This window comes from Flavobacterium salmonis, assembly GCF_903819435.1.
GTDB classification, from domain to species: Bacteria; Bacteroidota; Bacteroidia; order Flavobacteriales; family Flavobacteriaceae; genus Flavobacterium; species Flavobacterium chungangense.
Genome location: NZ_CAIJDP010000027.1, coordinates 1 through 652 on the forward strand (window position 1 = coordinate 1; position 652 = coordinate 652).

Consider the following 652-nt stretch of genomic DNA (forward strand, 5'->3'; position numbering starts at 1 on the left):
TAGTTAAGCCCGCCTGCGCAGATGGTACTGCAGTTATGTGGGAGAGTATGTCGTCGCCTTTCTTTTGAAAACCCTGTTTCTGATGAAACAGGGTTTTTTTTTTAAAATGAGGTACCTTAGCTCAGATGGTAGAGCAATGGACTGAAAATCCATGTGTCCCTGGTTCGATCCCTGGAGGTACCACAAATGCTCGGATGGTGAAATTGGTAGACACGCTGGACTTAAAATCCAGTGAACAGAAATGTTCGTGCGGGTTCAAGTCCCGCTCTGAGTACTGAAAACTCCAATTGGCTATGGCTGATTGGAGTTTTTATTTTATGATAGCTTTTAAATAATCAAAAGGATGAGATATACACTAAACGATTATGGCTTTATAGCTAACTGAAATATTGTGATTAAAACGGAGTTGGGAGAGGGATAGGAAGATGCTGCCGAAGTAGCCTGGATAGCCCCACCACATTATAAAAAGGGGCTTATAAGCGGTAAGTTTGGAAGTCCCTTTTTATAATGGGGACTCCCCATAATAAAATTAGTATTTAAAAAAGATAAAATGTTTTAATCTCTAAGGGTTTAATTCCCCGAAGCTCTGCTTCGTTTTTTTTCTTATTATTTTTATGTGAGTGAGTATATCCATAAGAGCCATAATGTTTCT

At 39.1% G+C, this 652-nt stretch carries 2 tRNA genes; both read left to right on the plus strand.

Annotation, left to right across the window (positions count from 1 at the left end):
* Positions 1-110: 110 nt before the first annotated feature.
* Positions 111-183: transfer RNA gene (locus tag FLACHUCJ7_RS00145), tRNA-Phe, on the plus strand.
* A gap of 5 nt (positions 184-188) precedes the next feature.
* A tRNA-Leu gene (locus tag FLACHUCJ7_RS00150) sits at positions 189-274 on the plus strand.
* Positions 275-652 lie beyond the last annotated feature (378 nt).